22 protein-coding genes and 1 pseudogene are annotated in these 26,151 nt (G+C 65.3%); 15 read left to right on the top strand and 8 right to left on the bottom strand.

Annotated elements, in window-relative coordinates; all coding sequences use genetic code 11:
* Window positions 1-210: 210 nt before the first annotated feature.
* From RIT73_RS16450 to RIT73_RS16435, 4 genes are all read right to left on the bottom strand, one after another.
* Window positions 211-507: a DUF4235 domain-containing protein gene (locus RIT73_RS16450; protein WP_309133184.1), complete on the bottom strand. Its 297-nt coding sequence runs from the start codon at window positions 505-507 to the stop codon at window positions 211-213.
* Between the two features lie 43 nt (window positions 508-550).
* Complete coding sequence (locus RIT73_RS16445) at window positions 551-1,252, bottom strand: DUF3618 domain-containing protein (protein ID WP_309133183.1); 702 nt, start codon at window positions 1,250-1,252, stop codon at window positions 551-553.
* Window positions 1,239-1,607, bottom strand: coding sequence for a phage holin family protein (locus RIT73_RS16440; RefSeq protein WP_309133182.1), 369 nt, complete (start codon window positions 1,605-1,607; stop codon window positions 1,239-1,241). Before RIT73_RS16440 ends, RIT73_RS16445 begins: the two co-directional genes overlap by 14 nt.
* Window positions 1,608-1,800: 193 nt before the next feature.
* Window positions 1,801-2,541 carry an MBL fold metallo-hydrolase gene (locus RIT73_RS16435; protein ID WP_309133181.1) on the bottom strand — a complete coding sequence of 247 codons (741 nt, stop codon included), beginning with the start codon at window positions 2,539-2,541 and terminating at the stop codon, window positions 1,801-1,803.
* A gap of 355 nt (window positions 2,542-2,896) precedes the next feature.
* Here RIT73_RS16435 and RIT73_RS16430 point away from each other — a divergent pair, with 355 nt between their 5' ends.
* From RIT73_RS16430 to RIT73_RS16395, 8 genes are all read left to right on the top strand, one after another.
* Window positions 2,897-4,453, top strand: a complete 1,557-nt coding sequence (locus RIT73_RS16430; protein WP_309133180.1) for a Na+/H+ antiporter NhaC family protein — start codon at window positions 2,897-2,899, stop codon at window positions 4,451-4,453.
* Between the two features lie 468 nt (window positions 4,454-4,921).
* Window positions 4,922-6,670, top strand: a complete 1,749-nt coding sequence (gene hutU, locus RIT73_RS16425; protein ID WP_309133179.1) for a urocanate hydratase — start codon at window positions 4,922-4,924, stop codon at window positions 6,668-6,670.
* Between the two features lie 115 nt (window positions 6,671-6,785).
* On the top strand, window positions 6,786-8,072 hold the full coding sequence (gene hutI / locus RIT73_RS16420) for an imidazolonepropionase (RefSeq protein WP_375295023.1): 1,287 nt from the start codon (window positions 6,786-6,788) through the stop codon (window positions 8,070-8,072).
* Window positions 8,073-8,095: 23 nt separating this feature from the next.
* Window positions 8,096-9,406 (top strand): YjiH family protein, encoded by a 1,311-nt coding sequence (locus tag RIT73_RS16415; protein WP_309133178.1) that lies wholly within the window; start codon window positions 8,096-8,098, stop codon window positions 9,404-9,406.
* A gap of 94 nt (window positions 9,407-9,500) precedes the next feature.
* The gene (gene hutH / locus RIT73_RS16410) at window positions 9,501-11,141 is read left to right on the top strand and encodes a histidine ammonia-lyase (RefSeq protein ID WP_309133177.1); all 1,641 of its coding nucleotides are present in this window, start codon (window positions 9,501-9,503) and stop codon (window positions 11,139-11,141) included.
* A 1-nt stretch (window position 11,142) separates the two neighbouring features.
* Window positions 11,143-12,414 (top strand): allantoate amidohydrolase, encoded by a 1,272-nt coding sequence (locus RIT73_RS16405; RefSeq protein WP_309133176.1) that lies wholly within the window; start codon window positions 11,143-11,145, stop codon window positions 12,412-12,414.
* Window positions 12,411-13,790, top strand: a complete 1,380-nt coding sequence (locus tag RIT73_RS16400) for a formimidoylglutamate deiminase (RefSeq protein WP_309133175.1) — start codon at window positions 12,411-12,413, stop codon at window positions 13,788-13,790. Before RIT73_RS16405 ends, RIT73_RS16400 begins: the two co-directional genes overlap by 4 nt.
* Window positions 13,783-14,526 (top strand): IclR family transcriptional regulator, encoded by a 744-nt coding sequence (locus RIT73_RS16395; RefSeq protein ID WP_309133174.1) that lies wholly within the window; start codon window positions 13,783-13,785, stop codon window positions 14,524-14,526. The genes RIT73_RS16400 and RIT73_RS16395 overlap by 8 nt, the downstream gene beginning before the upstream one ends.
* A gap of 234 nt (window positions 14,527-14,760) precedes the next feature.
* Here the strand turns inward: RIT73_RS16395 and RIT73_RS16390 are convergent, their stop codons facing one another.
* Window positions 14,761-15,999, bottom strand: coding sequence for a glycosyltransferase (locus tag RIT73_RS16390; RefSeq protein ID WP_309133173.1), 1,239 nt, complete (start codon window positions 15,997-15,999; stop codon window positions 14,761-14,763).
* A 93-nt stretch (window positions 16,000-16,092) separates the two neighbouring features.
* On the opposite strand from RIT73_RS16390, the gene RIT73_RS16385 reads away from it, so the two are divergent.
* On the top strand, window positions 16,093-16,395 hold the full coding sequence (locus RIT73_RS16385) for a hypothetical protein (protein ID WP_309133172.1): 303 nt from the start codon (window positions 16,093-16,095) through the stop codon (window positions 16,393-16,395).
* A gap of 78 nt (window positions 16,396-16,473) precedes the next feature.
* Here RIT73_RS16385 and RIT73_RS16380 read toward each other — a convergent pair whose 3' ends face one another.
* Window positions 16,474-16,755 (bottom strand): pyrimidine/purine nucleoside phosphorylase, encoded by a 282-nt coding sequence (locus tag RIT73_RS16380; protein ID WP_309133171.1) that lies wholly within the window; start codon window positions 16,753-16,755, stop codon window positions 16,474-16,476.
* Window positions 16,756-16,937: 182 nt separating this feature from the next.
* Between RIT73_RS16380 and RIT73_RS16375 the strand changes: the two genes are divergently transcribed.
* Window positions 16,938-18,470: a helix-turn-helix domain-containing protein gene (locus tag RIT73_RS16375; protein ID WP_309133170.1), complete on the top strand. Its 1,533-nt coding sequence runs from the start codon at window positions 16,938-16,940 to the stop codon at window positions 18,468-18,470.
* 192 nt (window positions 18,471-18,662) lie between these two features.
* Window positions 18,663-20,006 carry an MFS transporter gene (locus tag RIT73_RS16370; protein ID WP_309133169.1) on the top strand — a complete coding sequence of 448 codons (1,344 nt, stop codon included), beginning with the start codon at window positions 18,663-18,665 and terminating at the stop codon, window positions 20,004-20,006.
* 91 nt (window positions 20,007-20,097) lie between these two features.
* Here the strand turns inward: RIT73_RS16370 and RIT73_RS16365 are convergent, their stop codons facing one another.
* Window positions 20,098-21,270, bottom strand: coding sequence for a mandelate racemase/muconate lactonizing enzyme family protein (locus RIT73_RS16365; protein ID WP_309133168.1), 1,173 nt, complete (start codon window positions 21,268-21,270; stop codon window positions 20,098-20,100).
* A gap of 332 nt (window positions 21,271-21,602) precedes the next feature.
* Between RIT73_RS16365 and RIT73_RS16360 the strand changes: the two genes are divergently transcribed.
* From RIT73_RS16360 to RIT73_RS16345, 4 genes are read left to right on the top strand one after another with little or no spacing between them, the layout of a single operon-like run.
* On the top strand, window positions 21,603-22,619 hold the full coding sequence (locus RIT73_RS16360; protein WP_309133167.1) for a TRAP transporter substrate-binding protein: 1,017 nt from the start codon (window positions 21,603-21,605) through the stop codon (window positions 22,617-22,619).
* On the top strand, window positions 22,616-23,125 hold the full coding sequence (locus RIT73_RS16355) for a TRAP transporter small permease (protein WP_309133166.1): 510 nt from the start codon (window positions 22,616-22,618) through the stop codon (window positions 23,123-23,125). The genes RIT73_RS16360 and RIT73_RS16355 overlap by 4 nt, the downstream gene beginning before the upstream one ends.
* Before the next feature lies 1 nt (window position 23,126).
* Window positions 23,127-24,431, top strand: coding sequence for a TRAP transporter large permease (locus tag RIT73_RS16350; protein WP_309133165.1), 1,305 nt, complete (start codon window positions 23,127-23,129; stop codon window positions 24,429-24,431).
* 40 nt (window positions 24,432-24,471) lie between these two features.
* A complete protein-coding gene (locus tag RIT73_RS16345; RefSeq protein WP_309133164.1) occupies window positions 24,472-25,590 on the top strand; it encodes a M24 family metallopeptidase in 1,119 nt (372 codons plus the stop codon).
* A 316-nt stretch (window positions 25,591-25,906) separates the two neighbouring features.
* Here the strand turns inward: RIT73_RS16345 and RIT73_RS16340 are convergent.
* Window positions 25,907-26,151, bottom strand: a pseudogene (locus tag RIT73_RS16340) (NAD(P)-dependent oxidoreductase); the annotation flags it as partial.

The following is a 26,151-nucleotide window of genomic DNA, read 5'->3' as shown; positions in this document are numbered from 1 at the left end:
AGCGTCATAATGCTGCTGTGATGTGTCTGGCCAGGCGTCGGCTCAATGTCATGTTCGCGATGGTCAAGCACGGGGTCTTCTACGAGGCGAAGACCCCGGCTGCTGCTTGACAATGAATGTAACGGGCACCTCGATGACTCAGGCAGCACCTCGGCGACGGGCTTCAACGTCACCGACGCTGCGCCTAAGCGAAGGGAAGAGGGGCGAGGCTCAGTCGCCGGGCCACTCGCCGGTCAGGCGCTGGAACACTCGCGCTCCGCCGCGGTCGACGGCAGCCTTGACCACGGCGAAGATCGCGCCCTGGACCGCTGCCGCGAAGAGGATCTCCTTGACGTCGAACTCGGATTCGAGAGCCTTCGGCGCATCTTCGGTGTGCTGGGGAGTCACCCGCTTCCACACCTGCTTGAACACGACGCCGGCGAGGGCACCGCTGATGAGGCCGCTGAGCAGCCCGACGGGACGATAGAGGATCTTCGCCGAGGTGTTGGACGACTTCTTCTTTGCCATCGTTCGTTCCTTTCCGCAGAAGCTGCCGGTCTGAGCTGCTGATCTATTCGCGGGCGCGTTTGATGAGGACGACGGTGAGGGCGGCGAGGGCCACAGCGCTGACCGCCAGCCCGATCCACGCGTTGTTGTTCGGCTTGCCCGTCTCGTCCGTGAAGGTGTCCTTCGTCTTCTGGGCATAGTCGCTGGCGGTGCGCTTCGCGTGGTCGACCTGCGCCGCGACCTGCTCCTTCGCGGTGTCGAGCTGCTCGCGAGCCTGTGCTTTGACGTCGAGCCTCTTCGACAGTTCCTCAACGGTCTCGCCGAGGTCGTGCCGAGTGCGCTCGATGTCGTCCTCGATCTCCTCCGGCGAGGCATCGCTTCCGGGTTCGGGGGTCAAAGCCGCGTGGCGGGCGGCGACCGGCGGGGACTCCGTCACCGCAGCCGGGCCGGGGTTCGCCGACGGACCCTTGGTCGACGGGGTCCCGGCGGGTGTCCCGGCCTGTTCCGGCGAGGTCGTGCCGCGGGACCGGCCGGTGGTCGGCGTTGCCGAACTGGGAGGAACGATCAGTGTGTCCGAGGACTCGTGTGAAGGCTCCGAATCCCTGGCCGGCCGTTTCGGATCCTGGTAGGGCTCAGCAGTGCCGGGCACCTCGTTGCCGGCCTGTCCGGCAGCCGGAGGTGTGTCGCCGGCGGGGACAGCTGCACTCGGAATGCCTGCCTCGTTCGGCGGCTTCGGTGCCTGCGGGTCACGATCAGAGCTGGTCATGTCGGCTGCTCTCCTTCACTTCGGCGACGTCTCGATTGAGGTTTGTCATGGTTCGTTCTGGAGTCGGTGAGAGGTCCTCCACCTTCTTCTTGCCCACCATCGCTGCGATGCCCGCGGCGATGAACAGCACGACCGTGACGATCAGGGCCGCGGCCCAGGCGGGCAGGACGAGAGCCAGAGCGAGGATGGCTGTGGCGATCAGCGCTCCGAAGCCGAACAGGGCGAGGATTCCACCGGCGCCCATGAAGCCCGCGCCGGTTCCACCCTGCTTCGCCTTCGCGGTGAGCTCTGCCCGAGCCAACCGCATCTCGTCTCGGACCAGTCGGGAAGTCTGCTCCGACAGGCGTGTGATCAATTCAGCGGTCGTTGGTTCCGGCCGCGGTTCCGGGTGGCTCATCTCTACCCCTAACCTCAAGTGGTCTTGCGAGTTAGTGTGACGAAATTATCACCGGGGTATGAGGGGGTCAACGGTCTGAGTTGCCTCGCGGAAATCACCGGGACCTCCGTCGTGACATCGGCACAGTTCAGTCGAAGCTCGGCATTCGGCGTCAGGAGGCGCCGCGGAGGCGGGCGGCTTCGACCAGCCGTTCGGCTCCCGATGTCCATTCGTCGCCGTGGCCGACAAGGACGGTTCCGGCACCCGTCTCTGCGATCGCATCCAAGGATTTCAGTGCCCGAGCAGGGTCGACGGTGGCGGCCCCGGAGACGATCTGCGGTCCCGTCGTGCCCCGATACGGATTCAGAGTCACGACTGCGTCTCCGGCGATCACCGTGTCCCGGTCGGGGAAATGCAGCGAGCAGTGGCCGAGCGTGTGCCCAGGGGTGAACAGGACGTGGGGGCGGCCGGGCACCGGCAGCGGCGATTCGACGATGGGCTGGACCGTAGTGATCGGTTTCGGCCACCACGCGCGGTTCTTGAGGAATCCGGCCGCGATCGGCAGGGCTTTGATCTGGGTCAACAGATACCAGGTCAGCGGCCGATCCCGGCCGTACTGGCGTGGGTGACGGGTGAGGGGAATGTCGTTCTCATGGATGTAGACGGGGATGTCGAGAGCAGAACGCAGTCGTTCGGCGATGCCGATGTGGTCGAAGTGACCATGAGTCAGGACGATGGCCTTGATGTCCTGGGGGCGCCTGTCGAGCTCGATCAGAGCTTCGTTCAGCGACGCCCAACTGGTGGGCAGCCCGGCGTCGACAATGGTGATCCCGGTGTCGTCTTCGACGATGAACCAGTTGACGTGAGAGTCCTCGATGCAGTGGATTCCCTCGGCGACGTTCTTCTTCAGCATGTCGACCTCCTTCGACGCGCGACCGGCGTCCTTCGAACCTGGTCCCCGCACCTGGGCCGGAACCTCGGTCCTATGCATGGTGTCTTGTCAGTCTCGCCTATAGTCCGTCATCTTAGGCCGCAGTCCGCCGATCCTGCTGCTGCCGATTGTGCTTCGCTGAAATCTCCGCCACCGCCCAGCGGAGCCAGTCCACAGAGCGCCGACCCGACGTGACTGTGACCGTTGTCGCTCCGATCTCACACCGAGGGCGATGAAACCTCGCGGCTCGCACATTCGCTAACGTAGATTCGCCGATCACTGCGGCAGACCCGAATCGGTGCCGCCACGCACCTGCAATGAAGAGGAATATCCACGCATGGAACACATGGGCATCGTCTCGCTGATCCCACCGATTCTGGCAATCGCACTCGCCGTGCTGCTCAGAAACGTCGTTGTCGCGCTTTTCGTCGGAATCTTCGTCGGACTGCTCGTGATCGTGGGCCCGAACCCGGTGAGCACAACGATGAGTCTGGTGACAGATCACTTCGCGCCGGTCGTCACGGACAGCTACAACGCCGGAGTGATGATCCTGCTGTTCTTCATCGGCGGCTTCGTCGCCTTGGTCGAGCGGTCGGGAGGGGGAGCGGCACTTGCGGCCAAGGCGGCCCGCTTCATCGACAGCCGTGGCAAAGGACAGCTGGCAGCCTGGCTCGGCGGCCTGCTCATCTTCTTCTCCGACCTCGGAACCCCGCTCATCGTCGGGCCGGTCTTCGAGAAGATCTTCGACAAGCTCCGGCTGTCGCGGGAGAAGCTGGCATGGATTCTGGATTCCACCTCCTCGCCGGTGGCTGTGCTCATCCCGTTCATCGGCTGGGGCATCTACATCATGGGTCTCATTCGTGAGGAATTCGATCGAGAAGGTCTCGGGACATCGGAGCTCTCCGTGTTCATCGGAGCGATTCCGTATCAGTTCTATGCGATTCTCGCGGTATCGGCCATCCCGGTTGTTGCGCTGACGAAGACCGACTTCGGTGCGATGCGCCAGGCCGACCAGCGGGTGCGAGACACCGGGGAGCTCTACTGGCCCAATTCGAAGCCATTGCGCCGGAGCGAGTCGGACAGCGCCGACTCGATGACAGAGGGAAGCCGGCCCATTGTCATCTGGCTTCCGCTGCTCGTCCTGTTCGTCACGCTCTTCGGCATCCTCTCCACGATGGGATTCCCGGTCGAACCGGTCCCCGGTGAAGAGTTCAGGGCCGCATTGAGCACCGCGTATCTGTTTGCGGCGATTGTGCTCATCGCTCTGATGCTGATCTTCAAGGTGAAGAGCATCGGCGAGATTCTGGGCGGCTATGTCAAGGGCATGGAGAAGATGATCAGCGTCGTGCTGATCCTCGTTCTCGCGTGGACGTTGGGTGGGCTGCTCGAACAGATGGGCACCGCGAACTTCCTCGTGGAGATGATGGCGGGAACAGTCCCCGCATCCCTGGTCCCGGTCCTCATCTTCATCTGCGCCGCCGCAATGTCGTTCGCGACCGGCAGTTCATGGGGAACGTTCGCCATCATGATCCCGCTGGCGATCCCGGTCGCCTTCGGACTGGACGCCCCCGTGCTCGTCTGCATCGGAGCGGTGCTGTCCGGAGGAATCTTCGGCGATCACTGTTCGCCGATCTCGGATTCGACGATCCTGGCATCCACCGGTGCCGGCACCGACCTCGTCGACCACGTGAAGACTCAGCTGCCGTATGCCCTCATCAACGGGGCGATCGTGGCGGTGTCATTCATCATCGCCGGGTTCGTGGAGAGTCAACTGATCGTGATCTTCAGCGTCGGCGTCATGGTGGTCGTGTATCTGGTGTTGGCTCGGAGAGCGGCGAGCCGCGAGCAGAAGGCCGAGAGGGTCGGCACGGATTCGGCGGTCCGTTCGGACTGACGGGGCTCTCCCTTCGACCCGGCAGGGGCCGTCCGAGAGTCCGGACCGGGCCGTCCGAGAGTCCGGACGAGTCGCGCGTTCAGCGGAGTGGCGGGAACCGCGGCCGACGCAGTGGACGGGTTGCGGCAACCAGAGCAAGACGGCAGTTCGGGCTGTCCGAGGTGAACTCCCTGCCTCCACAGGTCCTCGGACCTGCGGCGATCTCGAGGCGCCTCGACGATGGCCCGCAAAGTTCCCGGCAAGACCTCTTCCCGTGTAAATTCGACCCAATTTATGTCGTCCGAAATATCGGACAGTAGTTCTCCCAAACGGCTCCAGGAGCGCTTGACGTGGTCCAGAATGGTTGATGTAGGCAGTGAAGACGCCGCCGGATCACCACTCGGAACGCCGGAAGATTCAGTGAGAAAACCACTGACTCGCCACGCAGCACCGCTCAGCACGACAGCCACGACGACAAGGGAGAGCCACATGACCGCCACCTCCGAAACTTCGGACACCACCACCAAGCAGACATTCACCCAGCATGATCCGTCTCGTGAGATCCGCGCCGACCGCGGCACCGAGATCACCGCCAAGAACTGGCAGACCGAAGCCGCCAAGCGCATGCTCATGAACAACCTCGACCCCGAGGTCGCCGAGCGCCCCGAAGACCTCGTCGTCTACGGCGGCACCGGTCGTGCGGCTCGCTCCTGGGAAGCCTACGACGCGATCGTGCGGACCCTCGATGACCTCGAGGCCGACGAGACCCTCCTCGTCCAGTCCGGAAAGCCGGTTGCGGTCCTGCGCACCCACGAATGGGCGCCCCGCGTGATCATCGCCAACTCCAACCTCGTCGGCGACTGGGCCAACTGGGAGCACTTCCGCCACCTCGAGGCCGAAGGCCTGATGATGTACGGCCAGATGACCGCCGGCTCCTGGATCTACATCGCCACCCAGGGCATCCTCCAGGGCACCTACGAGACCTTCGCCGCGATCGCCAAGAAGCGCTACGACGGCACGCTGGCCGGCACCCTGACCATCACCGGCGGCTGCGGCGGCATGGGCGGAGCCCAGCCCCTGGCCGTGACCCTCAACGGCGGCGCCTGCCTGATCATCGACGTCGACAAGACCCGCCTCGACCGTCGCCAGTCCAAGCGCTACCTCGACGAGGTTGAAACCGACCTCGACGCCGCCCTTGCCAAGGTCATCGAGGCCAAGAAGAACAAGCAGGCCCTGTCAGTCGGACTCGTCGGCAACGCCGCCGAGATCCTGCCCCTCATCCTCGAGCGCCCCGAAGCCGCAGAGGTCGACATCGTCACCGACCAGACCTCGGCCCACGACCCGCTGTCCTACCTGCCCATCGGCGTGAGCGTCGATGACTGGCAGGAAGAGGCCGAGCAGGACGCCGAGAAGTTCACCCTCCGCGCCCAGGAGGCCATGGGCAAGCACGTCAAGGCCATGGTCGAATTCCAGGACCGCGGCGCCGAGGTGTTCGACTACGGCAACTCGATCCGCGACGAAGCCCGCAAGGCCGGCTACGAGCGCGCATTCGAATTCCCCGGCTTCGTCCCGGCTTACATCCGCCCGCTCTTCTGCGAAGGCCTCGGACCGTTCCGCTGGGTCGCCCTGTCCGGCGATCCCAAGGACATCGAAGTCACCGACAACGCACTCAAGGAGCTCTTCCCCGAGAACGAGGGACTGCACCGCTGGCTCGACGCCGCCCAGGAATACGTCGAGTTCGAGGGCCTGCCCGCCCGCATCTGCTGGCTCGGATACAAGGAGCGCCACCAGGCCGGCCTGCTGTTCAACCAGCTCGTCGCCGAAGGCAAGGTCTCCGCGCCCATTGTCATCGGCCGTGACCACCTCGACTCCGGTTCGGTCGCCAGCCCCTACCGCGAGACCGAGGCGATGCTCGACGGCACCGACGCAGTCGCCGACTGGCCGCTGCTCAACGCCCTCGTGAACACCTCCTCAGGTGCCACCTGGGTCTCCATCCACCATGGTGGTGGCGTCGGCATCGGCCGCTCCATCCACGCCGGCCAGGTCTCCGTCGCCGATGGCAGCGATCTTGCGGCGCAGAAGCTCGCCCGCCTGCTGACCAACGACCCGGGCATGGGCGTCATCCGCCACGTCGACGCCGGCTACGACCGGGCCGCCGACGTCGCCGCGGAGCGCGGCATGCGCATCCCGATGGTGCCCGAGCTCGACAAGCGCGACGAAGAGTCCGCCGCACAGTGATCCCGTCTCCCATCACATTTGGTGCTATACATCAGTTCTGAAACAGATGTATGGCACCGAATGTGATGGGACTTCGGACGTTGACCCGTAAAACCCTTCTGCGAAAGGCAGCCCGTTGCAGCTCATCACCGGCATCAGCGAACTCGTCACCAACGCCACCTCGGCCAGCACCTCGGCGGTCCACGGCACCGACGAGGCGAACGCCTCCACCCATCCCACCACCGAGGTGGGTCAGCTGAACGTCATCACCGACGCTGCGATCATCATCGACGGTGAGCGGGTTGCCTGGTCGGGTCCCGCCGCCGAGGCGGACGCTACCCTCGCGCACCTGGGCGCCGGTTCCGCCGGCACAACCGCCTCGGCGAATGTCGAGACCACCGATCTCGGCGGCAAAGCCGTCATCCCGGGCTTCGTCGACAGCCACAATCACCTGATCTTCGCGGGTGACCGCTCGGCCGAGTTCGCCGCCCGCATGGCCGGTGAGAAGTACTCGGCCGGTGGCATCGCCACCACCGTCGCGGCCACCCGTGCGGCCACCGATGAGGAGCTCGAGGCCAACCTCGTCCACCTCCTCGACCAGGCCACCCGGCAGGGAACGACGACCTTCGAGATCAAGACCGGGTACGGGCTGACCCTCGACGATGAGATCCGGGCGCTGAACATCATCAACCGGCACACCGAGGAGTCGACCCTCATCGCCGCCCACGTCGTGCCACCGGAGTTCAAAGAGAACCCCGAGGCCTATGTCGACCTCGTCATTGACGAGATCATCCCGGCCGCCGCCGGACAGGCCAAGTGGATCGACGTGTTCTGCGAGAAGGGCGCCTTCGACGAGGACCAGACCCGCCGCATCGTCGAGGCCGGCAAGGCCGCGGGGATGAAGCCGCGCCTGCACGCCAACCAGCTCACCGACGGTGGGGCCCTCAAGCTGGGCGCCGAGCTCGGCTGCATCTCCGTCGACCATGCGACGTTCGCCTCCGATGAGGACCTCGCCGCTCTGGCCGCCGCCGGCACCATCGTCACCCTGCTGCCGGGCGTGGAGTTCTCCACCCGTCAGCCCTACCCCGACGCCAGGCGCTACCTGGCTGCCGGAGTGACCCTGGCGATCGCCTCGGACTGCAACCCGGGATCCTGTTTCACCAACAGCCTCCCGTTCTGCATCGCCCTGGCTGTGCGTGACATGCACTTCACCGTCGATCAGGCGGTCTGGGCCGCCACCGCCGGTGGGGCGCTCGCCCTGCAGCGCACCGATGTCGGTCACCTCGGCGCCGGTGCCCGTGCTGACCTCGTCGTCCTCGACGCCCCCAGCTACCGTCACCTGTCCTACCGCCCCGGCGTCCACCTCGTCGAGCGGGTTGTGGCCGGCGGCGAATTCGTCGCCGACAACCGCCCGCGACTCTGAACCACAGGATTCGAAGGAGAATCATGGACACCACGAGCAGAGAGACGAAGCCCCTGGGCGCTTGGCGATTCTTCGCCTACAGTGCCATCGGCATCGTCATGTTCTTCGTTCCCGTCACGATCGGGGAGAGCTCGACGATCCTGCTCGACCACATCGTGACGGCGATCCGGACATACCTGGCGCCGGTCGTGCCGTTCATCGTGCTAGCCCTCATCCTGGTTGGAGCGGTCCGTCCGTTCCTCACCGGGAGTTGGAAGAGTTCGGTGACGAAGGGGATCTTCTCGTTCCTCAACATCGTCGGTCTCGTCGTGGCGATCCTGATCCTCACCAGCCCGCCGGCATGGCTCGCCGCCGAGGACATCGGACCTTTCCTGTGGGACAAACTGGTCATCCCGGTCGGACTCATCGTTCCCGTCGGAGCGATCTTCCTGGCGCTGCTGGTCGGCTACGGTCTGATGGAGTTCATCGGCGTGCTCGTGCAGCCGATCATGCGCCCTGTCTTCAGGACCCCCGGTCGCTCCGCCATCGACGCGGTCGCCTCATTCGTCGGCAGTTACTCGCTGGGGCTGCTCATCACCAACCGGGTGTACAAGGAGGGCAAGTACACGGCCCGCGAGGCCACGATCATCGCGACCGGGTTCTCGACCGTCTCGGCGACCTTCATGATCGTGGTCGCCAAGACGCTCGACCTCATGGACCACTGGCTGCTCTACTTCTTCTTCACCCTCGCCGTGACGTTCATCGTCACTGCGATCACCGTGCAGATCCCGCCGCTGCGGATGATCAAGGACGACTACTACCCGTCCGCGACGCCGCAACCGGAGGAGAAGGTGACGAAGAACCGCCTCGGCGTGGCCTGGAGGGAAGCGAAGGCGACGCTGCGGGAGACCCCGAGCCTCGGGGTCAACCTGTGGTCGAACCTGCGCGACGGGCTGCTCATGGCGTCCTCGATCCTGCCCTCGATCCTCTCGGTCGGCCTGATCGGCCTCCTGCTGGCGAAGTTCACCCCGATCTTCGACTTCCTCGGCTACATCTTCGTGCCGTTCACCTGGGTCACCCAGCTCTCCGATCCGATCCTGGCCGGCAAGGCGTCAGCCCTGGGGCTGGTGGAGATGTTCCTGCCCGCCACCCAGGTCGCCGGTTCCGAGGACCTGGTCCTCCGGTTCACGATCGCCGTGGTTTCCGTGTCGGGGATCATCTTCTTCTCCGCCATGGTCCCGTCGATCCTCGCCACCGAGATCCCGATCGGCGTGGGCACCCTGGTGGTCATCTGGTTCGAGAGGGTCGTCCTCACGATCCTCATCGCCGCCCCGCTGGCCCACCTGCTCCTCTGAAGCAGCCGCACGCATTTCTGACTGACCGTCCACCCACCGCCAACTGCTCTTCACCACGCAAATCAACCACAGCACCACCACCGAAAGGCATCTGATGTCCGTCTTCATCGATCTTGATCCCGATACCCTCACCTTCGCGCAGGTCGTCGACGTCGCCCGCAACGACGCCAAAGTCAGCCTGAGCGAGACCACCCTGGCCCGCGTCGCGAAGTACCGCGAAGCCATCGACGCCCTCGCCGCGGCTCCGAAGCCCGTCTACGGTGTCTCCACCGGCTTCGGCGCGCTGGCCCAGCGTCACATCCCGGCCGAGCTGCGCACTCAGCTGCAGAAGTCGCTCATCCGCTCCCACGCCGCCGGCGTCGGCGAGCCCGTCGAGCGCGAGGTCGTCCGCGCCCTCATGCTGCTGCGCGCCCGCACCCTGGCCACCGGCCGCACCGGTGTCCGCCGCGAGGTCCTCCAGACCTATGTCGACATGCTCAACGCCGGCATCACCCCGGTCGTCCACGAATACGGTTCGCTCGGCTGCTCCGGTGACCTCGCACCCCTGTCGGCCTGCGCCCTCGTCGTCATGGGCGAAGGTGTGGCCGCCGGTCCCGATGGCGTCGCCCGTCCCGCCGCCGACGTCCTCGCCGAGGCGGGAATCACCCCCGTCACCCTCGCCGAGAAAGAAGGTCTGGCGCTGGTCAACGGCACCGACGGCATGCTCGGCATGCTCATCCTCGCGCTCACCGACCTCGAGAACCTCCTCACCGCCGTCGACGTCTCAGCGGCGATGAGCATCGAAGGCCTCTTCGGCACCGACGCCGTGTTCGAACCGGCCCTTCACTATGCGCTGCGCCCGCACGACGGTCAGGCAGCCTCGGCGGCGAACATGCTCGCCGCACTCAAGGACTCCGAGATCGTTGCCAGCCACCGCGACTCCACCCACCTGGTCCAGGACGCCTACTCGATGCGCTGCGCCCCGCAGGTCAACGGCGCCGCCCGTGACGCCGTCGCCTTCGCGATCCAGGTCGCCGAGCGTGAGCTGCGCTCGGCCATCGACAACCCGGTCGTACTCACCAACGGCCAGGTGTCCTCGAACGGAAACTTCCACGGTGCGCCGCTGGCCCACGCGCTGGACTTCCTCGCCATCGTCGCCGCCGACGTCGCCTCGATGTCCGAGCGCCGCACCGACCGGATGATGGACCGCGACCGCAACCAGGACCTGACCCCGTTCCTCGCCGAGGACGCCGGCGTCGACTCGGGCCTAATGATCGCCCACTACACCCAGGCCGCGATGGTCTCCGAGGCCAAGCGCAACGCCGCCCCCGCCTCGGTGGACTCGATCCCGTCCTCGGCGATGCAGGAAGACCACGTGTCGATGGGCTGGTCCGCCGCCCGCAAGCTGCGCAAGGTCGTCGACAACCTCGCCAGCGTCGTCGGCATCGAGCTCTACGCCGCCGCCCGCGCCTGCGACATGCGTGAGGTCGCCCCAGCACCCGTCACCGGCGCCGTCATCGCCAAGATCCGCGAAACCGTGCCCGGCCCCGGCCCCGACCGGTTCCTGTCGCCGGAGCTGGCCGAGACCATCGCCAAGGTCAAGGACGGCAGTCTCGTGGCCGCCGCCGAAGCCGTCGCGCCGCTGACGCACACCGTCACCGAGACCGCCGGAACCTGGCTGCCCCAGGGCGGATCGGCCGCCGTCAACAATCCCGAGTTCACCGCTCTGGGCAACCTCGCCGACGAAGCGAACTGACATGAGCGACGTCGTATCCCTCCTGGCCCAGATCGAGGACACGGGCCGCGACTCCCGTGGCCCCGGCTACCAGCGTCCCGGGTTCTCCTCGACCGAACGAGAGCTGCGGGAATGGTTCCTCGCCGAGGCGGATGCTCGGGGCATGGACACCGAGGTCGACGCGAACGGCATCACCTGGGCGTGGGCGACCAGCCCAGGTGAGAACGCCGTCGTCACGGGGTCGCACCTCGACTCCGTACCCGGCGGCGGCGCGTTCGACGGCCCCCTGGGCGTCGCCTCGGCGCTGGCGGCCTTCGACGAGCTCAAGTCCTCCGGTGCTCTCGATCGGGCCCAGCGCCCGCTGGCCCTGGCCGTGTTCCCGGAAGAGGAGGGCTCACGCTTCGGTGTGGCCTGCCTCGGATCGCGCCTGATCACCGGCGCGATCGACGCCGACCGGGCGCTGGGCCTCAAGGACGCGAACGCTGACACGTTAGCCGACGTCGCGACGGGCTACGGCCTCGACCCGAACCGGATCGGTGAGGACCAGTCGCGACTGGCGGGAATCGGCTCGTTCATCGAACTCCACGTCGAACAGGGCATCGGGCTTGCGGGCACCGACGAGCCGGTGGCGATCGGATCGTCGATCATCGGCCACGGCCGCTGGCACTTCGCGTTCTCGGGTCAGGGCAACCACGCCGGCACCACCCCGATGAGCCACCGGGCCGACCCGGTCGTCGCGGCCTCCCGCGTCATCGGCGACATCCCGGTGCTCGCCGCCGCAGCGGATGCGCGCGCCGTCGCCACCGTCGGCCGCACGCTCATCCACCCGGGCGGGACGAACGTCATCGCCTCGTCCATGAGCTTCTGGCTCGACATCCGTCATGCCGACGACGCGGTCGTCACCCGCGTGCTCGAGGCGATCTCCGCCCGGGCCAAGGAGCACGCGACCGACACCGGCGCCGAGGTGAGCATTTCCCAGGAGTCCTACTCACCGACGACGTTCTTCACCGCCGAGCTCAATGAGCGGCTGCGCTCGGTCCTGCCGACCGCGCCGATGCTGCCCTCGGGCGCCGGTCACGATGCAGGCATCCTTGCCCCGCACGTGCCCTCGGCGATGCTCTACGTGCGCAACCCGACCGGCGTCTCGCACGCTCCGGAAGAGGCCTGCGAGGACGACGACGCACGCGTCGGCGTCCAGGCACTGGCCGCCGTGCTCGAGCGTGAGCTCGGGGCCGAGGCCGGTTCTGGCAGTTCGGCTGGGTCGGCCGCCGATTCCTCCGGGGGTGGCCGATGAGCACTCAGTATTGGTGCGAGTCGGCCTGGGTCGACGGGGCGGTCGCCTCCGGCGTCCTCCTCACCTGCGATGAAACCGGCACCCTGACCTCGGTCGAGACCGGGATCGCCTCTGCGCCCACCGGCGCCGAGGTGGTTCCCGGGTTCACCCTGCCCGGTGGAGTCAACGCCCACTCCCACGCCTTCCACCGGATCCTGCGCGGCCGCACCCACGGGGACGGCGGCACGTTCTGGACCTGGCGCGAGGTCATGTACTCCGTCGCCGCGAAGCTGAGCCCCGCGAACTACGAGACCGTCGCCCGGGCCGTCTTCGCGGAGATGCTCGCCGGGGGCTACACCTCGGTGGGCGAGTTCCACTACGTCCACCACACCGCCGACGGCACGCCCTACGGGGCGGACGCTGACTCGCGCGCTCACGCGATGGAACGGGCGCTGGCTCGAGCGGCCGCCTCGGCGGGATTGCGGATCCGACTGCTCGACACCTGCTACCTCACCGGCGGCATCGACACCGAGCTCTCGGCCGAGCAGGCGCGGTTCGGTGACGGCACGATCGACGGCTACATGGACCGGCACGCTTCGCTGGCGGACGACTTCGCCACCGAGTTCCCCGTTGGGGCACCGGGAGAGAGCTACGTCCATGTCGGCGCGGCGATCCACTCGATCCGCGCGGTCCCGGCTGCGAACCTGCCCCGCTTCACCGAGCTGAGCGGCCCGGTGCACGTGCACCTGTCCGAGCAGCCGGCGGAGAACGAGGCCTGCCAGTCTGCCTACGGTACGACCCCGACGCAGGTCCTCGACCGTGCCGGCGTCGTCACGACGGACCTCTCGGCCGTCCACGCCACGCACCTGAGCGACGAGGACATCGCGTCCCTCGGGCAGGCGCGGGCATCAATCGTCATGTGCCCGTGCACGGAGGCCGATCTGGCCGACGGAATCGGTCCGGCCCGCGAACTCGCCGATGCTGGAGCGACCATCGCGATCGGCTCCGACCAGCACGTCGTCCTCGACGCCCTGCGGGAGACCCAGGGCATGGAGGCCGGCGAACGTCTGCGCACCGGACAGCGGGGACGATTCTCCCCGGCCGAGCTCATCGCCTCCCTGACCGAGGGTGGGGCGAAGAGCCTCGAACTGCCGGTCGGTTCGCTGGAGGCGGGCAAGGCGTGTGACTTCATCGCGCTGAGCACCGACAGCATGCGCACGTTCGGTTCGGTCGGGGAGCAGATCATCCTCACCGCCACCGCCGCCGACGTCCACACGACGGTCAGCGGCGGCCAGGTGCGGGTGCGCGCCGGCGTCCACACCGAGCTCGGCGAGATCTCCGAGCTGTACGCGCAGGCCTTCGCGGCGCTGGGCATGGAGAACGCCGGCCATGCCTGAAGTGCCCGCCCTGCGGAGATCGGTCGCGATCCTCAGGCACCTTGCTGCCTCGAACCGCCCGATCTCCGCGGGGGCACTCGTGCGCGGACTCGAGATCCCGCGCTCGAGCGCCTATGAGCTGCTCACCGTGCTCGAGGAACTCGGGCTCGTCGCCCGCGCCGAATCCGGTTATGTGCTCGGCGCCGGCGTCCACGAGCTCGGCGCGTCCTACCTGCGCACGAACCCCTTGCAGCGACTTGCCCAGCCGGTCGTGCGGCAGCTGGCGGAGGAGACCTCCGCGACGGCGCAGCTCGCGGTCATCCGCGGGTGGGAGACCGTCTACGTGCTCAAGGAGCAGTCGCTGAAGTCGGTCGCCGTCATCACCGCGACCGGTGTGCGCATGCCCAGTTATCTCACGGCGACGGGCCGGGCGATCCTCGCCAACCTGCCCAAGTCCGAGGTGCTGGCGATGCTCCAGTCCGAGACCGGATTCGTCACCCGCACGGGCAAGGGACCGACCTCGGTCAAGCAGCTCAATGCACTGCTCGCCCAAACCAGGCGTGCCGGCTGGGCGATCGAGCATGGTGAGGTCACTCCCGGCATCTCGACGATCGCCGCCCCCGTCCACGACGTGCTCTCCCGTCCGATCGCCGCCATCGGCCTGTCGATCTCCGAGGAGTCCTACGCTCAGGACGCCGAGCCCCTCATCGAGCGGGTCGTCGACGCCGCCGCCGAGGTGACTGCCAAGCTGCGGTGAGATGCGCGGCCGCGGATCCGGAACCTTCGGCTCCGCAGTACGTCCCTTTAGCCGTAGCGTCAGCCTTCCGCTCGGCAGTACGTCCCTTTAGCCGTAACGCCAACCTTCCGCTCGGCAAAACACCTCATTAGCCACTGTTTCTCCACTTCCACAGGGGTGATTTACGCCTATTGATGCCATAGCGGTCTCTTTGCCGTTATCGGTGCGTGAAGGTGCGTCGAAGGTCGTCAGGCGTCACACGAGACGTTCCAGGATCTCGACCGCACGGCGGGGCCCGTCCTCGGTGGAGATCTGCTTCGCCAAGTGGGCCGATGTGTCGCGGTAGGACCTCGTCGACAGGAGATCCGTGATCCGCTCGGCGAGGCTGTCAGCCGAGATCTCCGATCGCGGCAGGGGAAGCGGTCCTGCTCCCAACTCGTAGACCCGGTTCGCCCAGAACGATTGGTCGCCGAGGAACGGGCAGACCAAAGTCGGCCTGCCGGAGGCCAGCCCGACTCCCGTCGTGCCGGCCCCGCCGTGATGGACGACTGCGGATACTCGTGGGAACAGCCAGTCGTGTGGCGCACCCTCGACCACGAGGACGTCGTCGGTCCCGTCAATCATCACCCCACCCCAGCCGGTGGCGACGATTGCGCGGACATCGAGGGATTTCACCGCCGAGGTGATTGCGGCTCCGCGTTCGTGGGCACCTTTGCCGAATCCCATGGACCCGAAGCCGATGTAGAGGGGTGGTTCTCCGCGTCCCAGGAACTCACTGAGTTCCGGCGGGGGTTTCCACCTAGCCCCACGGCCCGTGAACCAGTATCCCGTGACGTGAGCTGTAGGCGGATAGTCGGTGGGGACCGGAACGACATGCCGCGAGTACGGGTAGAGGATCTCCACCGGGCTGCCGTCCGGATTGAGCAGCGGATCCGCCCAACGCGACAGTGCCCTGAGACCGAGCTGGTGCCGGAAGTCGTTGATCATCCCGCCGTACATGAGCGAACTGGCACGCCGCAGCTCGTAGCTGATCCGGTTGAGCCCGGCCCCCATCGATTCCGGGATGAATGGGATCGGGTAGGCCGAAGTCCTGGTGTAGAAGGGCAGGGGAATCGACAGAACCGCAGGAATGCCGAGGTATTCGGCCAGATGCGGTGCACCCAGACACTTCGGGTGGTAGACGATGATGTCCGGACGAGTGCTGCGCACGGCGCGGAGCTGGTCGTCGAAGGCTTCGCGCATGCTCTCAGTCATCGCTTTGAGAGTCTTCACCAGATCGCTGGGACCCGCCATTGTTGGAAGGGCGCTCTGCACCAGCTCAAGCATGCGCGTATTGCTCGAGACGAAGTTGACTCCGAGCTCGCGCACATCCGCCTCGAACCCCTCGGCGGTACCGATGGTCGCTTCATGTCCCGCGGCATCCAGCTCAGCGGCCAGAGCGATATAGGGCTCGATATCGCCTTTGGTGCCGAACGTGAGAATCAGTGCTCGCATGGGCTCATGCTAGAGGGCACCTGAAGGAACGTCGAGGGTATGAGCGGCGGCCGGCCAGCACACGGAGTCACCTGGCCATGCCACACTGGAGGAATGGCGCGGCTCCTGCCAATCGATCACTCCGAGATCGCTCGTGTCTGCGAGCGGTTCGGGGTCGCCACTCTGCGCATCACCGGGTCTGATCTGCTCGACGACGAGGCATCGCCGACGAGCAGCATCACCTTCCTCGTCGAATTCGCGCCCGAGGCGCAGCGGGACTTCGCTTCATTCTTCGCACTCGGTGACGAACTCCAACGGACAGTCGGACGCCCGGTCGAACTGTTCGACCGCCGAGCTCTGCGGAGTCCTTCAGCTGCGCCATCGCTCACCGGCACAGAAATCGTCTATCCCGTCTGAGAGGTCGCTCGAACGAAAGCAGGAAGGGCTGCGAATCCTATGATTCGCAGCCCTTCCTGCTCGTATTCGGACTATTGATCAGGTGTAGGGGCAGAGGTAGGCCACTGTGTCGCTGATCCGCACGGTGAAGGATTCGTCGCCTTCGATCTGGAAGGATTCGCCTTCGTTGAAGGTCTTCCAATCGTCACGGCCCGGCAGCTGGACGTCCCAGCTTCCACGGGTGAGGATCATCCATTCCCGAGTCGGCGCCTCGAAGGTCCACTCGCCGGGCTCCATCACACCGACCGTGAATTTCCCCTGTTCGTTGGCGAACTCCAGGCTGCGGACTTGTCCGTCGTAGTACTCGTTCTGACCGATCATGATCTTCCCTTCGTGCTTGGCTCGAGGAGGCGGTGACGCCCTCGGTTGTTCAGTGCACTGCCACCGTACGGTCGCGGAATCACCTCCAACAATCGCCCCTATGGACAAACGAGGAATCCGAATTCTCCGAGAGGTAGAGCTGAGGGGAGAAGATTCCAGCGGGCATCGGTAGCATTGCCGCTATGCCAAAGGAGTCAACGCAAAAAGGGTCATCGCCGAAGGGAGCCTCTCCTACCGTCGCGGAACTTTCCGCCATCGCTGGAATAGATGCGACCGTGCTCAACCGAGGATCGAAGTTCGAGACCCCGGTCAACATGCCGCACAGTGTGGAGTTCCCTCAGCCCGGGCAGTGGCTTCGTCAAGGCGACTTGGTGATGACGTCGGCGCTTCTCCTGGGCGCCGATGAGCACCACTGGGAAGTCTTCATCGGCGATCTGCTCAGTTCTGATGTCGCGGGGCTCGTCATCGCCATCGGTCCCCAGCTGCCACTGGAGTCCGTTCCCGATTTCTTGATCGGTATGGCTCGAGAGAAGGATCTGAGTCTCATCAGCGTCTCCGGCGAACCGTCATTCGCGACAATTCTCCGCCATGTGGTCGACAGAGTCGCGACCTCGCAACGTCTGCTCTATCAGGCGTCATTCGCTCTGCAGCAGAGATTGACGGGAATCGTGACCAGGGGGCGCGGAGTCGACGAACTGCTGAGCGGCTGGCTGCAGGCAACGGGTCAGCCGGCAGTCGTGATCGACAGAGTCGGCCGGATCGTCGGACGAAACTCGGGCGTCTCGGCCGAATCGGCACAGGTCTTGGGTGAACGAGTGCTCGAGGACCCGCCGTCGCTCGGTGACTCGAGGCGGATCGATGCAGACGGCCAGAGCTTCGAAGCGACAGCCTTCGCCGGTGAGACGACCGTTCGCGGATACCTGATCTGCGGCGAATCCGATCGGGAGGAAGCCGTCATCACTGTGTCCTCGCTGCGGGCCATGCTGGCTCTCGAATATGAACGCAGGTGGTTCCTGAGCGAAGTGGACCGGAAGCGTCGCGCCCAGAACATCGCTCGGCTGCAGGACATCGACGGTGACCGCCGGGCAGCGTACTTCCTGCGGAATCTGGGTGTGGATTGGACCCTGATCAGAGGCGTGGTCGTATCAACCGAATCCGAGCTGCGGGCCGAGGTCGTCGTGGACGACCTAGCATACATCCTCGCCACACCGCTGATCCGCCAGCAGGGCCGAGTGGTCGAATGCCTCGTCGGCACTGATCCCACCTCGGCGGTGACGGAGTTCGGCCTCCCGGACGCCGTCGGAATCGGGACGGCCGTGAGTCCGGGCAATTCGGCGACAACCCTGCGACAAGCCACCTCGGCGATGGAGACGAGCAGGAAGGCGGGAACGCCCATCAACTACGTCGACGGCGCTTCTCATCGGTTCCTCCTGCAGACCGCGGACTCGGAGTACAGGAAGGCGTTCTCCGATGCTGTGCTCGAGCCAATCGAAAGCTCGGCCAACGGAGAGGCGCTGCTGGAGACCCTGCACATGTGGCTCGTCGAGAATCGCTCGATCGAGGCGTGCGCCCACCGCTTGAACGTTCACCGGCACACAGTGCGCAACCGGGTGCAGAAGATCGCGCAGCTCCTCGCTCGGGACCTCGACAGCATCGACACGCAGACTGAGCTGTGGCTCGCGCTCAAGGCCAGGGGAATCGGCGAACTGTCATGAGATGGTCGGCTCGACCCGCCACTGGATCCCTGCAACAGAGCTTGAGCATTTCCTCGGTGATTCGCCATTGTTCACAACCTCACGAGCGGGAATGTCCGCCGTGGACATGGACCTGGCTCGCATCTCGCGAGCACAGTGGGACGACACAAAGTTGTGACGGCCGTTACGGCCCCGACCCGAGGACTGATTGTCATGGAAGCGACACAGGTGAAGACCGAGGATGAGAGAAGAAGGACGCTGCGCAGGGTGGTGGCTGCCGGCGGCCTCGGCACACTGATCGAATACCTGGACTATGCGTCGTACTCATACCTGGCCACCGTCATCGCGGTGGTGTTCTTCCCCTCCGAAGACCCGACAGTCAGCCTCCTCAACACGTTCGCCATCTTCGCTCTGTCCTTCGTCGTCCGTCCCATCGGCGCGTTCGTGTGGGGGTCACTGGGCGACCGGATCGGGCGAAAGAGGGTGCTGGCGACCACCATCATCCTGATGTCGGGCTCGACCTTCCTCATCGGAATCATCCCCAGTTACGCCACGATCGGCCTGTTTGCCCCGGCGCTGCTGCTCCTGCTCAGGATGATCCAGAGCTTCTCGGCCTCGGGAGAGTATGCAGGCGCTGGGATCTATATCGCCGAGTTCTCTCCGAACCGGAGCAGAGGATTCCTCACCAGCGTTGTCCCGATGGCGGCATCGGCCGGCTTCCTGCTGGCCTCAGGGATGTCGACCGTCCTGTTCACAGTCCTGCCGAGCGATGCGATGGAATCGTGGGGTTGGCGTCTGCCGTTCCTGATCGCGGGCCCGCTCGGCGCCGTCGGCCTGTACCTGCGCTTTCGCCTCGAAGAGACCCCGTACTTCAAAGAGGTCATGGACAGGTACGCCCAGGATCGTCGCGCCAATGACGCAGCGAAAGAGCTGCAGAGGAAGCGCGACCGTTTCCGGGCGAGCGTCCCGGGCATGCTCCGACTCCTCTGTGTCATGGCGCTGAATGCAGGTGCGTATTACCTGCTGCTCAGCTACACCCCGACCTACCTGGTGGAGGAGGCGGGAATGCCGCAGGCGCAGGCGAGCCTGGTGGTGACGATCGCCCTTGTCGTCTACACGGTGATGATTCCCGTGACAGCGGCACTGTCCGACAGGATCGGCCGGAAGCGGGCACTGCTCGGTGCCTGCATTGCGTTCATCGTTCTGTCGTATCCGATCATGATCGTTTTGTCCTCGGGAAGCTTCGTGGTCGCCCTCGTCGTCCTGATCGTGGCCCTGCTGCTGTTCTCCTTCAACGATGCGGTGTTCCCGTCATTCTTCGCGGAGACGTTCGCGACCCGTTCGCGGTACCTCGGGTTCGCGCTTCCGTTCAACATCGGAGCGGTGGTCTTCGGCGGCGTGGCCCCGTACATCGCCACCTGGCTGATCGCGAAGACCGGGAACTCCCATTCCCCCGCGTTCTTCCTCATCGCGATCGCGGTCGTGTCGCTGATCGGTGTGCTCTTGTCCAAGGAGACCGCGAAAGTCGACATGCCGACCTCCACAGACGACGACTGATCGTCGGTACGTTCACATAGTCGGAGCATTCGCCGAGGCGACCCGCCGAGGACTCACCGGTGCACAACCGCACCGGTGAGTCCTCGGCGGGTCAGCTGCTGAACGAATCGATGATCCGCTCACCCACTGCGGCGACGTTCATGTCGAAGCCGAGCCCCACCTCGGCGGGCAGAGTGACATTCGCCGTGCACTGCTGCAGGGGATGAAGCGTGTCGAGCCAGTTGAAATAGGGGCTCTCCATGATCTGCGGGTATTCGGGATGTGCCGCGATGACCTGCGCCGTCGCGAAGAAGGCGGGACCGTAGTAATAGCAATGGGGCATGACCTGCTGACTGCCGCCCGACGTCGCCGCATAGATGCGCTCGAGCGCCGAGACGCCGCCGATCTTGCCCGCGCTCGGCTGAATGATGCTCAGGCCGGCGAGTGTGCTCGGGTGCAGGAGGTCTTCCACGTCGCCGGCGTTCTCGCCGGCAGCGGTGAGGATGCCTGCTTCGCGCAGTGCGGCCATCGCACCCATATCACTGACGGGGAATGCGGGCTCTTCGAGGAACCAGAGGCCGAGGTGCGCATACTCGGCGATCACCGTCTCGATGTCCCTGTGATCCCAATGGCCGTTCATGTCGGTGGCGATTGACAGGTCGGGTTCGGCCGCGATGAGTTCAGCCATGGGCTTCGACGCCGTCTCATGGAGTTTGAAGTGCGTGAATCCGCGTTCCCTGAGCGCAGCGACCGCCTCCTGCAGGGGAGCCGATTCACCCATGAAACTCGGCAGGCTGGCATAGCCTGTGATCTCGTCTGTGGCGGTCTCGACGTTGAGGAGTCGTCGCAGAGGGAGGCCGGCACGTTTCGCTGCGATGTCCCACAGTGCGATGTCGACGCCGGATGCGGCGTAGGCGACCGGTCCGCCGCGACCGAATGGGTGGAATGTCCTGGAGGCTGCGGTGGAGAACTCCTGCGGGTCGTCCCCGCGCCCCAGAGCGAAGGGAATGACCATGCTCTGCAGTGCGGCCATCGTGGCCGGATTGGACCGGTGGCCGAAGCACTCGCCCCAGCCGTGGATCCCGTCGGAGGTGGTGACCCTGAGGATGAGGGACTCGATCTCGACGAACGTGGGAGATGCCGCATTGAACGGGTCGGCATCTGCGGACGCGGCGGCATCCCGCCGATCCTCGACCGGAAACGCCACTCTCCAGGCCTCGATCCGGGTGATGGACGAGGTGGAGGCACCGGGGAAGTCGGCGGGGCTGGTGTCGGTCACGGTCATCGCTCGGTCTCCTCGCCGGTGTCAGCCGCGACGATCGGCGGCGCTGAACCGAAATAGTGGTGTCCCTGTGAGACTAGGGCCACCGACGAAGCGCGTCCAATGCGAAGAGTGGATTCGCCGATGCGCGAGCGGCATCACCGGCACTATGCGTTGAGGGTATCAATTCATGTTCAATTCATCTTGGACATGCATCGGTCATCCTCATTAACGTTGGCACAGGAATTCAGCGAGACCCATATCACAAGCCCGGTTGCTTCACAATGGGCGGTGCTTCACAACGAGGCGGCACACCGCAGGCACCGGACGGATTCGACGAAGAGTTTAGAGGGAACATGGCCAACGTACGACTGCTGAGTGCGATCGCCGCTCTCGGCGTCACCCTGTCGTTGACAGCGTGTGACGCCGGCGGCGATCAGAACTCAGGCACAGCTGAGGGCGGCACACTCGTGCTGGCACTCGACCAATCCGAGGAGCACCCCTCGTTCCGGGCGCTCGAAGACTTCGCGGACCGCCTGGCCCAGGAGACCGACGGTCGCTGGAACATCAAGGTCAACGCGAACGGCACTCTCGGGTCCCAGCAGGACACCGTGCAGATGGCCGAGGACGGCAGCGTCGACCTCATGGTCGCCTCCGGCACCCTGTTGGAGAACCTCAACCCCGACTTCGCGCTCTATGGCAGCCCGTACTTCTTTGAGTCGATCGAGCACCAGATGAGCGTGCTCAGCGATGACACGCTGATGAACGAGCTCTACACCTCCCTCGAGGACAGCGACGGGCTCACAGTGCTCGGCGGCTTCACGCAGGGGTACCGGAATGTGTACACGACGGAAGCCGGAGTGACCACGCCTGCGGATCTCGACGGTCTCAAACTGCGCGTCCAGGAATCGCCGCTGATGATCGACATCGTCAACGCGATGGGCGCATCACCCACGCCGCTGTCCTACGGCGAGGTCTACACCTCGGTCCAGTCAGGCATCATCGACGGGGCCGAGAACAACATCGTCTCCTATGTGACGACCGGCCACTACCAGGTGGCCCCGTACATGTCGATGACCCAGCACCAGATCGGCACCGACTACCTGGTCATCAACACCGACAGCCTCAACTCCATGTCCGCGGCCGACCGCAAGATCTTCGACGCCGAATGGGACGAGACCATGACGCTCGACACGAAGCTGTGGCTCGAGGAGACGGAGACCATGAAGCAGACCGCGCTCGATGACGGTGCGACCCTCACCGAGGTCGATGAGGCCGCTTTCCGGAAACGTCTGATGCCGGTTCTCGAAGCGAACCTCGAAGATCCGAAGAATCGCGAGATCTACGAGAAGATCCAGGAGAAGAAGCCATGACCGCACTCTTCAATGCCCTCGTCCGCGTCCTGCAGCTGCTGTGCGTGGCGCTCTTCGCCTCGCTCGTCATCGTCGTCGTCCTCCAGGTCTTCACCAGGCAGGTCCTGCAGTCACCGCTGACCTGGACGACACCCACCGCGCAGTACCTGTTCGTCTGGCTCGCGCTCGCGGGCACGGCCCTGCTGTTCGGCCTCAAGGAACACATCGCCGTCGACTTCCTCATGGGCGTCATCGGCCTGCACAAGTCAAAGGCGCTCGAGATCGGCATCCACTCCCTGGCGTTCCTCTTCTCCGCCGCAGTGCTCGTCTACGGCGGCACCCGCGGTGTGTTCCTCACCTGGAGTCAGAACATCTCCGGGTTCCCGCTGAGCTTCGGCATGGTCTTCCTCATGCTGCCTCTGGCCGGACTCATCACCTGCTACTTCAGCTTCTATCACATCGTCGAAGCCAGCCACGGCCGCGGACTGCCCGACGACCATCCTGACGACATTCCCGAGGTGGCATGACATGATCGATCCAATCATCTTCGGCACGATTCTCATCGGCCTCCTGCTTGTCCTCGTCCTGTGCCGCGTTCCCGTGGCAGTCGCCCTCGGTGTGTCCTCGTTCATCACGATCATCATGTCGATCGGTTTCGAAGAGGGCTCGTTCATCGCCGCGCAGCGCATGGTCTCCGGGGTCAACTCGGTCACGCTGTTGGCAATCCCGTTCTTCGTCCTCGCCGGCTCACTGATGAACAACGGTGGCATCGCGGGGCGCCTGATCGACGCCGCCGGCGTCATCGTCGGCCGGATGCCCGGTTCGTTGGCGCAGACGAATGTCGTCGCGAACGCCCTGTTCGGCTCGGTCTCGGGTGCAGCAGTCGCGTCGGCGGCTGCGGTCGGCAGCGTCGTCGGACCCAAGCAGAAGGCGCAGGGGTATTCGACTCCGTTCGCAGCGGCGGCCAACGTCGCCTCGGCGCCGTCGGGAATGCTCATCCCGCCGTCGAACACTCTCATCGTCTATTCCCTGGTCTCCGGCACCTCGGTGGCGGCGTTGTTCATGGCCGGATACCTCCCCGGGATCCTGTGGATGCTCGGCTGCATCGCCGTGGTCTGGTTCCTCACGCGGAAGAAGCCGGAGCTGCGCGACACGGAGAAGCCCTCGGTGAAGGTCGTGACGACCACACTGCTGCGTGCGGTTCCCTCGATCCTCATGATCGTCGTGGTCATCGGAGGTATTCTCATCGGCTTCTTCACGCCGACGGAATCCGCAGCGATCGCCGTCACCTACGCCCTGATCCTCGGATTCGTCTACAAGGCCATCACGGTTCGGGATCTGCCTGGGATCATCCTCAACGCCACGACGACCACAGTCATCATCATCTTCCTGGTCGCGGTCTCGTCGATCATGAGCTGGGCCATGGCCGTGTCCGGTCTGCCCTCGGTGATCACCGAGGGAATCCTCTCGCTGACGGACAACACTGTCGTCATCATGGTGATGATCACGATCATCCTGCTCCTCATCGGGACGATCCTCGACCCGACCCCGGCGATCCTCATCTTCGTCCCGGTGTTCCTCCCGATCGTGACCGAACTCGGCATCGACCCGATCCACTTCGGCATCCTGGTGACCTTCAACCTGTGCCTGGGCACGATCACACCGCCCGTCGGTGTGACCCTGTTCGTCGGAGTCAAGATTGCCGGTGCGAGGTTCGAACAGGTCGCCAAGGCGCTTCTGCCGTTCTTCGTGGTGCTGATCATCCTGCTCTTCGTCGTGGTGTTCGTGCCGCAGCTGTCCCTGGCGCTGCCGGGACTGGTCGGCCTCAACTGATGATGACGAGCCCCGTCCGCACCGATTGGAAAGGTTGACAATGACATCAGGCACTCCCGCCGAGGTGGCAGCCAAGCACTCCCGCATCGCAGCGATCCTGAGCGATCGTGGTCTCGATGCCCTGGTCCTCACCTCGGCGGGAAGCCTGTCCTGGCTTCTCGCCGGGGCACGGGTGACCGTGAGCGCTGCCGGGGATCCGATCCTCATGGCTCTGGTCACCCGTGACCGCATACACCTGGGGATCTACTCGAACGAAGTCGAGCGGATCCTCGCCGAGGAGGTTCCCGCCTCCGTGACCGACGACGATTTCATCGCCGTCCGTCCCGTCCCCTGGTTCGAACCGTTGAACAGCTTCGTCGACTCCGTCGCTGGGTCAAAGACCTGGACGATCGGAGCCGAGGTCGAGCACGCGAGCGAGCTCAGATCCGCCCGCGCAGTGCTGCTCGCCGGCGAGCTCGACCGCTACCGGGCGCTGTGCCGGGATGCGGCGGCGGCGATGACCGATGTGCTCGGCAATGCCGAACCGGGGATGCGCGAGTGCGACCTGAGCGCGGCTCTGGCCGGGAACCTCCGGTCCAAGGGAGCTGAGCCTTTGGTGCTGCTGGCCTCGGGTGAATCCCGGGCGCACCATCGCCACCCTCTGCCCACGGAAGCTCTGCTCGGGCGCAGAGCCATGCTCGTGACCTCCGCCCGGAGGCATGGCCTCATCGCCAATGTCACTCGGTGGGTGCGGTTCGGCGAGCCCGCGGACGGCGAGCTGGAGCTCGAATCCAAGCTCCTCGACGTCGAATCCGACATCTTCTCCGACTTGGAGGACGGCCGGCCGCTGTCCGCTGTGCTTCCGCTGATCCGAGAGGCCTACCCGCGACGGGGCTTCCACGCACAGGAGTGGACGCGACACCATCAGGGAGGCGCCGCCGGATATGTGGGCCGAGACCCCAGACTCACCGAACAGGTGCCGGACACCATCCGCAACGGTCAGGCATTTGCATGGAACCCGAGCGCGTACTCGGCGGCGCTCGGCCTCGGAGTGAAGGTCGAGGACACCGTCGTGTTCGACGGGGACCGCGAGGACGCGATCGACGTCCTCACTGTCGACGACCGCTGGCCGACGGTCTCCGTCCACGGCATCGCCCGGCCGGTCCCGCTGCAGCTGTAGAGCGGCGCACGCGAAGGGGCCCAGTTCATTCGAACTGGGCCCCTTCGTTATGCGCTCGGACTGCGTGTCTGAACGTTCGAGCTTGACTCGGGGTTGATCTCATCCCTGTTGGGGCCGTGCCCCTCGATGGTGGTGTTCTCGACGGTGAAATTGGTCGGCAGCACGAATGAGGGTTCCGGCGGAAGCAGGAAAAGACGTTTCAGCGGGAGCACGAAGGAGGGCCGGGAATCCCGGCCCTCCTTCCTGTGGTGCGTTCACGTGCTGCGTTGAACTGCTTCGATCAACTGGTGTGGTGGGGCCGTCCCGGCCCTCGTCGCTATTCCCTGAGCTCGGTGCGCCAGGAATGCTGCGGGCGCCACCCGATGAGCGCCTCGGCCTTGGCGATCGAGAACGCCGGGGTGGTGCCGGTCAGTTCGGCGGCCAGTGGAGCCAGGTGCGGGAAGTGCTCGGGCACGAGTTCGGCCAGTGGACGACGTGCCAGTGCGTCCGCCGCACCGACGAAGAACACTTCGCCGTTGTCGACGTCATCGATCCGGGCCAGCAGCTGGAGCAGGAAGCCGG

This window comes from Brevibacterium sp. (genome assembly GCF_031179145.1).
In the GTDB taxonomy this organism is placed as follows: Bacteria; Actinomycetota; Actinomycetes; order Actinomycetales; family Brevibacteriaceae; genus Brevibacterium.
This window is presented reverse-complemented; position numbering and strand designations above follow the sequence as displayed.

Bases quoted from the DNA above. Each gene is read 5' to 3' on its own strand.
- RIT73_RS16395 (WP_309133174.1), top strand. From the start codon at position 13,783: ATGCCTGAAGTGCCCGCCCTGCGGAGATCGGTCGCGATCCTCAGGCAC.
- RIT73_RS16400 (WP_309133175.1), top strand. From the start codon at position 12,411: ATGAGCACTCAGTATTGGTGCGAGTCGGCCTGGGTCGACGGGGCGGTC.
- RIT73_RS16365 (WP_309133168.1), bottom strand. From the start codon at position 21,270: ATGACCGTGACCGACACCAGCCCCGCCGACTTCCCCGGTGCCTCCACC.
- RIT73_RS16435 (WP_309133181.1), bottom strand. From the start codon at position 2,541: ATGCTGAAGAAGAACGTCGCCGAGGGAATCCACTGCATCGAGGACTCT.
- RIT73_RS16415 (WP_309133178.1), top strand. From the start codon at position 8,096: ATGGACACCACGAGCAGAGAGACGAAGCCCCTGGGCGCTTGGCGATTC.
- RIT73_RS16345 (WP_309133164.1), top strand. From the start codon at position 24,472: ATGACATCAGGCACTCCCGCCGAGGTGGCAGCCAAGCACTCCCGCATC.
- hutU (WP_309133179.1), top strand. From the start codon at position 4,922: ATGACCGCCACCTCCGAAACTTCGGACACCACCACCAAGCAGACATTC.
- RIT73_RS16355 (WP_309133166.1), top strand. From the start codon at position 22,616: ATGACCGCACTCTTCAATGCCCTCGTCCGCGTCCTGCAGCTGCTGTGC.
- RIT73_RS16380 (WP_309133171.1), bottom strand. From the start codon at position 16,755: ATGATCGGTCAGAACGAGTACTACGACGGACAAGTCCGCAGCCTGGAG.
- hutH (WP_309133177.1), top strand. From the start codon at position 9,501: ATGTCCGTCTTCATCGATCTTGATCCCGATACCCTCACCTTCGCGCAG.
- RIT73_RS16360 (WP_309133167.1), top strand. From the start codon at position 21,603: ATGGCCAACGTACGACTGCTGAGTGCGATCGCCGCTCTCGGCGTCACC.
- RIT73_RS16450 (WP_309133184.1), bottom strand. From the start codon at position 507: ATGGCAAAGAAGAAGTCGTCCAACACCTCGGCGAAGATCCTCTATCGT.
- RIT73_RS16430 (WP_309133180.1), top strand. From the start codon at position 2,897: ATGGAACACATGGGCATCGTCTCGCTGATCCCACCGATTCTGGCAATC.
- RIT73_RS16405 (WP_309133176.1), top strand. From the start codon at position 11,143: ATGAGCGACGTCGTATCCCTCCTGGCCCAGATCGAGGACACGGGCCGC.
- RIT73_RS16350 (WP_309133165.1), top strand. From the start codon at position 23,127: ATGATCGATCCAATCATCTTCGGCACGATTCTCATCGGCCTCCTGCTT.
- RIT73_RS16390 (WP_309133173.1), bottom strand. From the start codon at position 15,999: ATGCGAGCACTGATTCTCACGTTCGGCACCAAAGGCGATATCGAGCCC.
- RIT73_RS16370 (WP_309133169.1), top strand. From the start codon at position 18,663: ATGGAAGCGACACAGGTGAAGACCGAGGATGAGAGAAGAAGGACGCTG.
- RIT73_RS16385 (WP_309133172.1), top strand. From the start codon at position 16,093: ATGGCGCGGCTCCTGCCAATCGATCACTCCGAGATCGCTCGTGTCTGC.
- RIT73_RS16445 (WP_309133183.1), bottom strand. From the start codon at position 1,252: ATGACCAGCTCTGATCGTGACCCGCAGGCACCGAAGCCGCCGAACGAG.
- RIT73_RS16375 (WP_309133170.1), top strand. From the start codon at position 16,938: ATGCCAAAGGAGTCAACGCAAAAAGGGTCATCGCCGAAGGGAGCCTCT.